8 protein-coding genes are annotated in these 9,426 nt (G+C 38.7%); 3 read left to right on the top strand and 5 right to left on the bottom strand.

Going from position 1 to position 9,426, the window contains the following annotated elements; all coding sequences use genetic code 11:
- Positions 1–5: 5 nt before the first annotated feature.
- The 5 genes from IPJ53_17055 to IPJ53_17075 form a co-directional block, all read right to left on the bottom strand.
- A complete protein-coding gene (locus IPJ53_17055) occupies positions 6–785 on the bottom strand; it encodes a sulfite exporter TauE/SafE family protein (GenBank protein MBK7800811.1) in 780 nt (259 codons plus the stop codon).
- Entirely contained in the window at positions 772–1,203 is a 432-nt protein-coding gene (mce, locus tag IPJ53_17060) for a methylmalonyl-CoA epimerase (GenBank protein MBK7800812.1), read from the bottom strand. The genes IPJ53_17055 and mce overlap by 14 nt, the downstream gene beginning before the upstream one ends.
- A 24-nt stretch (positions 1,204–1,227) precedes the next feature.
- Positions 1,228–1,968 (bottom strand): FAD-dependent oxidoreductase, encoded by a 741-nt coding sequence (locus IPJ53_17065; GenBank protein ID MBK7800813.1) that lies wholly within the window; start codon positions 1,966–1,968, stop codon positions 1,228–1,230.
- A 43-nt stretch (positions 1,969–2,011) separates the two neighbouring features.
- Positions 2,012–2,821 (bottom strand): GHMP kinase, encoded by an 810-nt coding sequence (locus tag IPJ53_17070; GenBank protein ID MBK7800814.1) that lies wholly within the window; start codon positions 2,819–2,821, stop codon positions 2,012–2,014.
- Between the two features lie 335 nt (positions 2,822–3,156).
- Positions 3,157–4,131 (bottom strand): polyprenyl synthetase family protein, encoded by a 975-nt coding sequence (locus IPJ53_17075; protein MBK7800815.1) that lies wholly within the window; start codon positions 4,129–4,131, stop codon positions 3,157–3,159.
- Between the two features lie 63 nt (positions 4,132–4,194).
- Here IPJ53_17075 and IPJ53_17080 point away from each other — a divergent pair, with 63 nt between their 5' ends.
- The 3 genes from IPJ53_17080 (at position 4,195) to IPJ53_17090 (ending at position 8,539) form a co-directional block, all read left to right on the top strand.
- Positions 4,195–5,229 carry a hypothetical protein gene (locus IPJ53_17080; GenBank protein ID MBK7800816.1) on the top strand — a complete coding sequence of 345 codons (1,035 nt, stop codon included), beginning with the start codon at positions 4,195–4,197 and terminating at the stop codon, positions 5,227–5,229.
- 2 nt (positions 5,230–5,231) lie between these two features.
- Positions 5,232–5,951, top strand: coding sequence for a phosphoribosylformylglycinamidine synthase subunit PurQ (gene purQ, locus IPJ53_17085; GenBank protein ID MBK7800817.1), 720 nt, complete (start codon positions 5,232–5,234; stop codon positions 5,949–5,951).
- A gap of 80 nt (positions 5,952–6,031) precedes the next feature.
- A complete protein-coding gene (locus IPJ53_17090) occupies positions 6,032–8,539 on the top strand; it encodes a thioredoxin family protein (protein MBK7800818.1) in 2,508 nt (835 codons plus the stop codon).
- Positions 8,540–9,426 lie beyond the last annotated feature (887 nt).

The raw sequence follows: 9,426 nt of genomic DNA on the forward strand, positions 1-9,426 counted from the left end.
TCAATTTAAAGATGGATCCCGAGCATTCCAAATACCCCAAATAAATGCAGTAAGGTAAATATCATAATGGCGATTAAAAAATAATAAGCCACCTTGTCTGCATTTGGAATTTTACTTACCGTGTGCGCGGTTATCCAACCACCTGCCCCCTGACCCAAAGCAATGGTTCCTCCCACCTTCCAATCTACATATCCCATGAAATGAAAAATTCCTATTACAATAATTGTATACGAGGTGACCATCAGGACTTTTACAGCATTGGCTTCGATGATTGGAAGTTTTGCGATGTAAACCATTACTGCAAGAAAAAAAATGCCCATACCCATCTGAATAAAACCACCATAAAATCCCAGTGCCAGAAAAACAGGAATATAAATCCATGGTTTTAGACCTGATGAAAACATCACACGGGTGGTCCACTTTTTAGATTGAATAATCATCAGAACCAGCAAGGCGAGTACAAGATATTTATAAACCAATTTAAATCCGTCGGGGCTTATACGTATGGCAACTACAGCGCCCACAATGGCTCCAATAATACCAATGACCAAATAATGCCAGGTTTCTTTTAATGGAATTTTTTTATTCCTTTGAAATGCCTCCAAACTAGCCAATCCTTGAACAAATATTCCAATCCTGTTGGTGCCATTGGCCAGATTTCCAGGCATGCCCATGATTTCAGTCAAAAAACCTAAAGTGAGCACAGACCCGTTACCGGCAAGCGTATTGATGCATCCTGCAAAAAAACCACCCGTAATAGCCAGGAAAATTTCATAAGCTGTCATTCTCTTCTTTAATTTCCTGACACAATTCTACCAACACCCCTTGAGTTGATTTAGGGTGTATAAAACAAATGAGTTTATGGTCTGCTCCTTTTTTTGGTTGTTCATTTAATAGGGTAAAGCCTTCTGCTTTTAATCTGGCCATTTCTAACTGAATATCCTCGACTTCAAAGGCGACATGATGTATCCCTTCTCCTCTTTTTTCAATAAATTTAGTGATGGGAGAATCTTCATCCAGTCCTTGTAATAATTCAATTTTACTCTCTCCAACTTTAAAAAAAGAGGTGAGTACTTTTTCTGATTCAACCAATTCCTCTTTATATGGAATTACTCCGAGCAGTCTGGCGTATAAGTCATTTGCCTGTGACATATTTTTAACTGCTATACCCAAATGCTCTATTTTTTTTAATCGGGAGATCATACGTTGATTTAAGTGAAGATTGATTTATCCGAAAAGCTCGTATTTAATTTGTGTGCGGTCAACCTTTAATTCATTTAAAAGGTGCAACACAGTTTCATCAATAATTTCTGTCCATCCACAAATCATGAATAAATTATCCTTAGGGGACTTATACTTTTCATTCAAATAAACAGGGTGAACATAACCATTGAAAAATGTTAAGTTATCTGTATTTGTCGGGAGTTTTGTCTCGCGGGAGAGACAGATACTTGCCCTAAAATTTTCAAGGTATTTGCACCAATCTATAATTTCTTCATAATACAAGATATCCTTTTCCTTCCGTACTCCAAAGATCAAGTGGATGCTTTTGTATTTCAATTTATTTCTCTCTACATCCTGTATCATCGATCTAAAAGGAACAACCCCTGCACCCGTACAAATCAGAATCAACGAATGATTGTTATCCTTTGGCAATACAAAACCACCGTCGGGGCCTTTAAATTTCAGCACATCTCCCTTATTGATGTCTTCAAAAAAATACTTGCTGGCCAAGCCGTTTTTTTTATATGAAATGCACAACTCAAACATGTTGCTGCCATCACATGCATTGGCAATTGAATAACTTCTCCAACGTTCTGCTCTTTTTTGACCCAATGGTAAATCAAATGTAAAAAACTGGCCTGCATCGTACTGCAATACTTGTTCTGATTTTATTTTAAACCAAAACCTACGGGTAGTGGAGGATTCCATTTTCTGACCAATAAACTCAGCTTCATGCCAAAGCATAGTAGTGGGGGCATTATGTTAATTAATAAAGATAAAGCAATTCTTAGTCCACCAGATCCTTAAACGGGATAAGCTTTGAAAACCCTTTGCCGGCAAAATAATCTTCAGTTTCCTTTTGAGATTTTTCACTGGAAACCAAGACCATGTCTCCTCCCCATGCACCAAGGCTTTTTACAGCACCCCAATAGTCACTGAACAACCGATCTTTCACTTTAGTTTCCCCAAGGTAGTCCGCCATCATTTTCTCATGTTCATTGACCCAATTTTCAAAACCAGAGAGAGATTTGAGATCCAACAACTTCTCCGTCATGTCACTGGCTTTTTTAATAAGGCTCTTATCAGGATTTTTGGTACGAGCTATTTTGACCGCCTCGCGAGAATTGACTTTGGTTTGAAGTGGCAAGAAATAAAGTTGCGAAGAATAGATTGGATGAAAGTCCACTTCTTCCAGATCAATACTTCCATCTCCAAGGGTATAAAGAATGGGGCCTTCCGCATTTGCACATGCTACATCGTAACCAGAACCATTCTCAACATCAAAATAAAGATGATAAGGGTTGACATCTGCCCAGGATGCCATATTATTAATTAAAGTAGAAGAAGATCCCAGACCCCAGTTTAAAGGGAAGTCCAGATAGTGATCCACTTTGTATTTTTTCCAGTGTGAAAGAAATTCAGAATTGTTGTTGCAACAAGCTTTAAAAATTTTTCTAAGGTATTTTGCCGCTGCTTCGTCGGTGGATTTAACCACATCGAGGCCCATAAGGTCAATCTCCGCTTCAAACCATTTCTTCCCCTGATTGTCATATGAGTTCCATAACACCTCTGAACCCGACAATTCCTGAACCTTCATCCGCTGTCCTAATTTCGTAGGCAGGGCCAGGCAAGTTGCGCCATGTAAAACCAAGTATTCTGCACTCAGTAATACTTTACCCTTGGAAAAATATTCAGCTTTAATATATATAAAATTTTAAAATCGTTGCGAAGATACATTGTAAAATTAAATATGTCAACTAAAGGAACTTTTTTCGTGTAATCTTTTATGATCCAAATACAAAAGAATCTTTAATCTTAAAATTTCAATTGATCTAAATTTGATTGCAGTCCACATTTCAATTCTCAAAGCATGGCTCCTATTAAGAATAGAAGATCATTCGGTATGATATGAAGGACAAATACCGGACTGTACTATTTGTCTCTTTCCGTTACAAAATAACAGATTTTTTCAAGTGATGCGCGTGCATCATTATCCGGTAAAGTCTTCAAAGAAATCAAGGCCTTATCGCGAAATTCAATCATACTTTTGGTAGCTTCCACAACCCCATTATGATCAAGAATAAAACGAATGGCTGCTTGAATTACCTTTGGGTCTTCTGAATTGGCACGGATCTGATTAATCAATTGCCTGGATTTTGGCTGCGGTGCATTTTTCAATGCAACTATTAAAGGCAATGTCATTTTCTTTTCTTTAATGTCATTGATCCTTGGCTTACCTACACTCTCTTCAGACAAATCCATCAGATCATCTTTGATTTGAAAAGCCATTCCCAAATCGGAGCCAAACTGGTGCATCAATTTAAGCATTTCAGGATTCTGATTGGTACTCAACACTCCACAACTGACTGAAGCAGCGATCAGGGAGGCTGTCTTTTGCCGGATGATCCGGTAATAAATTTCTTCGTTGATGTCTAGCCGCCGGGCTTTTTCCAACTGCAACAACTCGCCTTCACTCATATCTGTGACTGCCTGCGACAAAATTTTTAACATCGAAAACTGATCTCTTTCCAATGCAACCAACAATCCGCGTGACAACAGATAGTCACCAACAAGTACCGCAATTTTATTTTTCCATAAGGCGTTGATCGAGAAAAAACCTCTTCTTTGCTCAGAATCATCAACGACGTCATCATGGACTAAAGTGGCCGTATGCAACAGCTCCACCATGGTTGCAGCAGAAAAAGAATGCTCATTAATGGGACCAAATACTTTGGCAGAAAGCAAACTAATCAGTGGCCTGAATTGCTTACCTTTTGTTTTAACTATGTAGTAGCTAATTTTATCCAGAAGGGGAACTTTACTTGCAATCGCTTTCTTAAAATGAGTACCGAATTGGCTGAGTTCCTCTTTAATTGGCAACTTAATTTCGTCGAGACTAACTTTCATGATCTTGGGTCCAAAGATAGGGTAATCGGGTGATGATTAAACAATTCTTCCAATCATTTGGACTTGCGTAGGGTCTCCGGATTGAGCAGAATAGCCTATCTTGCACAAAAATACCGCTTAGTGCTCCAGCTTTTCAGGAAAAATATGCTTTTCAATGTCCTCCTGATAATTCCATATGCGTTTATTCTACATCTGGGATCCTGGTTTCGGCCTCTTCCTTTGGTCAACGAACCAAAAAACTGGTTTTTCAATCTGGTTTTTAAAGATTACATTCAGGATCTTTCCTTTACTTTTATTGCTTCTGCGTTCTTAATAGCAATCCAGGCCATTCTGATCAATCGGATTGTAAATAAATTCAGAATGAACCAGGATGCCCAATTGTTTCCCGGTGTTATTTATATTTTGTTTTGCAGTTTCCACCAGGAGACTATCAATTTTGGACCTGTATTAGTAGCCAATTTATTTTTCATACTCGCGCTTGGTTACATTCTGGATATATACGTTAAAAAAACAGTGCCGCTTCAATTATTTAATTTTGGATTGTTTATTGGCCTGGCCAGTCTTTTTTACTTGCCTTATTATATTTATATTTTTCTGGGTGTTGTGGCCATCATACTTTTGAGGGGTATTTCTTTTAGAGAAGTTATCCAAATTATTGCAGGATATTTTAACGTGCATTTTTTACTTTTTACTTTCTTATATTTTTTTGAAAGTGAACATTTATTTTTTCCCTTGGAAGGAGGTGGCTACTTTAAGCCATATATTTTTTCATTTCATTTTGGATCACGGGGTCTTTTCCATATGGGAATGGTGTTTCTGATGTTGTCGATTGTGTTGGCGCAGTATAATTTTTTTCAAATCAGACGTTCCATCATCATTCAGAAGTATTATGATCTGATTTTTTGGACTTTGCTGATTTCATTTTTTTCGATGCTGTTTTTGGATGTAAGCAGCATCAGTCATCTTACTTTATTGATTACACCCATTTCTTTTCTGATAGGCTTATTGGTAACGAGGATTAAAAATCCTTTAATTTTAGAAACGCTTCACCTGATCTTTGTCTTTTCGGCCTTATTTTTGCAACTACAAAACTGGTAATTATGAAATTTGGTGTAATCACTTTTCCGGGTTCAAATTGTGATGATGACATGTTGTATGTCCTTGGAGAAGTCTTTGGATATAAAGTTGTTCACATCTGGCACAAAGAAACTAAATTGGTCGGATTCAATCCGGGGGATTGCATTTTTATCCCGGGAGGATTTTCCTTTGGCGATTATCTCCGATGTGGCGCGATTGCCAGATTCAGTCCAATTATGGAAGAAGTCATTCGCTTTGCAAATAATGGAGGTATGGTAATAGGAATTTGCAATGGGTTCCAAATATTATGTGAGGCCGGACTTTTACCCGGGCAATTACTGCTCAATGAAAATCAGCATTTTATTTGCAAAAATGTGTATCTAAAAGCCGCCACCAAGGAAAGTCCATTGACTTATGACCTGGATCTTAACCGGGTCTATAAAATTCCAATTGCCCATGCAGAGGGTCGATATTATGCTGATGAAACTACCTTGGCCAATTTAAATCTGCACAACCAAATTCTTTTCCAATATTGCGATGAAGAGGGTCGTGTAACAGCAGCGTCCAACATTAATGGTTCGTGCCTGAACATTGCGGGGATCTGTAACGAAACCCGAAATGTTTGCGGAATGATGCCACATCCTGAAAGAGCCTCCGAAGAAGCCTTGGGTAATACTGATGGAAAATATTTGTTTCAAAGCCTTTTCTCCTGGCTAAAAGAACATTACGCACTCATTGCATAAGCTGGTTAATTAACCGTTAAAAGCTTGATCCACATTCTTCTTCCTTTCTGTTTTATCCTAAATTTGTAAAAACAAAATATATGAAGTTGTCTATTAGCTTGATGTTTCTTTTTGTTTCATGTCTTATTTCCAGTGCTCAAATATTGGATCCTGTGCATTGGACGACTGAAACCAAAAAAGTCAGCGACAAAGAATACGAATTAATCTTTAAGGCTAAACTTGACAAAGGCTGGGCTATTTATAGCCAATCCTCAGATCCGGAAGCTGCATCTCCTACTGAAGTGAGTTTTACCAAAGCTTCCCATTTTGAAGTGATTGGAAAAACGGAAGAAGTAGGTAAAAAGAAGGAGGGGCCGGAGCCTTTATTCGAAAATAAAATCGTCAGCAAATATTACGACCATGTAGATTTTGTCCAGAAGATTAAAGTGAGTGACCTCTCCAAGCCAATCAGAGCATCTGTATATTACATGAGTTGTGACAGTGAGCAGTGTATCCCCCCTACTCCCAAAGATTTTGTATTTAACCTTGGAAGTTCGACTGCTTCCACAGATGTGGCCCTTGAAGTCAATAAACCCATCAGTATTAATATGAACGACCAGGCCGGTTCCAGTGAAATATTCGACCCGGTTAAAGTTCAGGCCAGAATTAAAAAAATATCGGAAACCAGTTATCAGGTAGAATTTGATGTTAAAATTGATCAGGACTGGTTCATTTATTCCAATAAAATAGGAGACGATGGACCTATCCCAACATCAATTGACTGGGAGGCTGGGTCCTCTTATAAAATCAACGGGGAACTTTTGGAAACCAGTGAACATCAGATTAGAGGTTTTGATGAGATCTTTGAAATGGAGCTGATCAAATACAAAGACAAGGTAGTTTTTGCACAAAATATTGATATAACCGACCTCTCGATACCCATCAAAGGGATGTTCACGTATCAGACCTGCGATGCAAGTAAATGTCTGCCGCCAAAAAGTCTGGGTTTCGAAATAGACCCTAAAAATGTAAAAATAATGCTGGAGGGTGCAGGGACCTCTACCGGCGCAATCATCGATGGCAATAATATTGATCAGACCATTCCAACTATTGCAAGCACTTTAGCTAATCCAGCCGGTAATTGCGGTGAAGAGAGAGTCAGGGGTACTAATTACTTGTGGACTCTTCTATTTGGTTTTCTGGGAGGATTGCTTGCATTGCTTACACCCTGTGTGTTTCCAATGATACCGTTGACCGTTTCCTTCTTTACTAAAGGGAGTAAGGACCGTAAATCTGGTGTTAAAAATGGGTTGATTTATGGCCTTAGCATTATTGTAATTTATGTCGCCATTGGTCTGTTAATTACCGCAGCATTTGGTGCTACAGCTTTAAATGAATTGTCTACCAATTGGGTGGCAAACGTTTTGTTTTTTATCATTTTCGTAATTTTTGCATTTTCATTTTTTGGGTATTTTGAAATCACACTTCCCAGCAGTTGGTCAAACAAAACCGACTCTATGGCTGACAAGGGTGGTTTGATTGGAACCTTTTTTATGGCTTTCACACTTGCTATTGTTTCATTCTCCTGTACCGGTCCAATCATCGGCTCCGCCATTGTGGAATCAGCCAAAGACCCTGTAGGACCAGCCATCGTGATGTTTGGTTTTTCTCTTGCATTGGCTTTACCTTTTGGCTTATTTGCGGCTTTTCCTGCCTGGCTGAACAGCCTTCCCAAGTCCGGGTCGTGGATGTCCAGTGTCAAAGTTGTTCTTGGTTTTCTTGAATTGGCGCTGGCATTAAAGTTTTTATCTGTAGCCGACATGACCAAGCATTGGGGTATATTAGGATATGAGATTTTTATGGGTTTGTGGGTATTGATATTTGCCCTGATGACCATTTATCTTTTTGGGTTTATAAAATTCCCCCATGACAGTCCAGTCAAAAAACTGGGGCCAGTACGTTGGATTTTTGCCCTTGGCGCTTTATTTCTGACCTTTTACCTTGGTAGTGGTTTCAGATATGTTCCTGAGTATGGATCATACCATTCCTTGTCCATCATGAGCGGTCTGGCACCACCTTCAACTTACAATTATTTTTTACCTGACCCCGTAATCAACTCCGATATCAAATCGAAATATCCGTCCTTCACTAAGTGCGCCAACAACATAGATTGTTTTAAAGATTACCATGAGGGTCTTGCCTATGCGAAGGAAACCGGCAAGCCGTTATTCGTAGATTTTACAGGTTATGGTTGTGTGAATTGTCGTAAGACAGAAGAACATATTTGGGTCAATGATAAGATTCGAAAGAAGTTGAACGAGGATTTTGTGTTGGTGTCTTTATATGTAGATGACAGAGCCCCTCTTGATTCTCAATTGGTTTCATCAGTTACCAAAAGTCCGATTCGCAATGTCGGTAACAAGTGGGCAGATTTTCAGATTGTAAACTTTAATCAGAATTCTCAACCACTCTATGTGATGATGAGTCCGGATGAAAAAGTTTTGGCTAAGCCGAGAGGTTACAGAGAGGGCGTAGAATCTTATAATCAATTTCTAGACTGCGGACTTGAAGCTTATAGAAATGAGTCTAGTAAAGTGGGGGCCCATTAGACATATTCTGGTCTAAAATTAGATGTTCAAATTTTCCAACTTCCAAGGTAATATTAGCTAAAATTCGAATGCCCTGTTTCAAAGTAGCGTAGGATTGATGTCAAATCTATTGAACCCAAATGATCTGAAGCAATGATGTGTTTGGGGGTTTAGATTAAACTGTCTTTGAATGACACAAATTGAAAACAATTATTTGTTTCGAACATGCAAGAAATGATAGATTAAATATTCAAACCATTCTATGCATTAGAATTTCTATTCCAAGTCAAAACACTTCCAAATATCTAAAATACCGCTTTCGCACTTACCTCCTGGACGAGCACCAAAAGTCGCACATTTTCCGCCAGTGGGTAAAGAACTCCTTCCCTTGAATCAATTAGGTGCTTGACTCTTCCAAAAGCCGGATTTCGATTCGTCACCCACATCTAAGGAACCACTATGGTTGGTAAATACTAACTCTCAAACTTTCGCATCTCGCCTGATGACTCCATCGGGCTGGCCTGTCTTTTACATGTAGTTAAACAGACCTACAAGCTGGAAGCAGTTAGTCAGGGTAGCGCTAAAAGTCGCCGCGTTTGTTATTGGTCGGACAAATCAATCACTTAAGGAAAAGTCGCTCACTGCTTTGTTGATGATCACAGAGGGTTCATTTATTGGAACGCTTGTTCCTTTAGGTTCTTTCTCTTTTATCTCATAGCCTTAAAGCATTAATTGTGTTAAACGTTGTGTACTTTGATTTCTTCAAACCCAAATCAAACAATAGTCTTCTCAGATTTCAACTTACTGTTTGCTGGGTCAAGTCAAAAATTTGGGGAGAAACCAGTTTTGCGAACCCCGTTATTCACTAAAGTTGTCCTAAATTCCATCCTATTATCATTGTTCTTTTT

Source organism: Candidatus Vicinibacter affinis, assembly GCA_016714365.1.
GTDB lineage: Bacteria > Bacteroidota > Bacteroidia > Chitinophagales > Saprospiraceae > Vicinibacter > Vicinibacter affinis.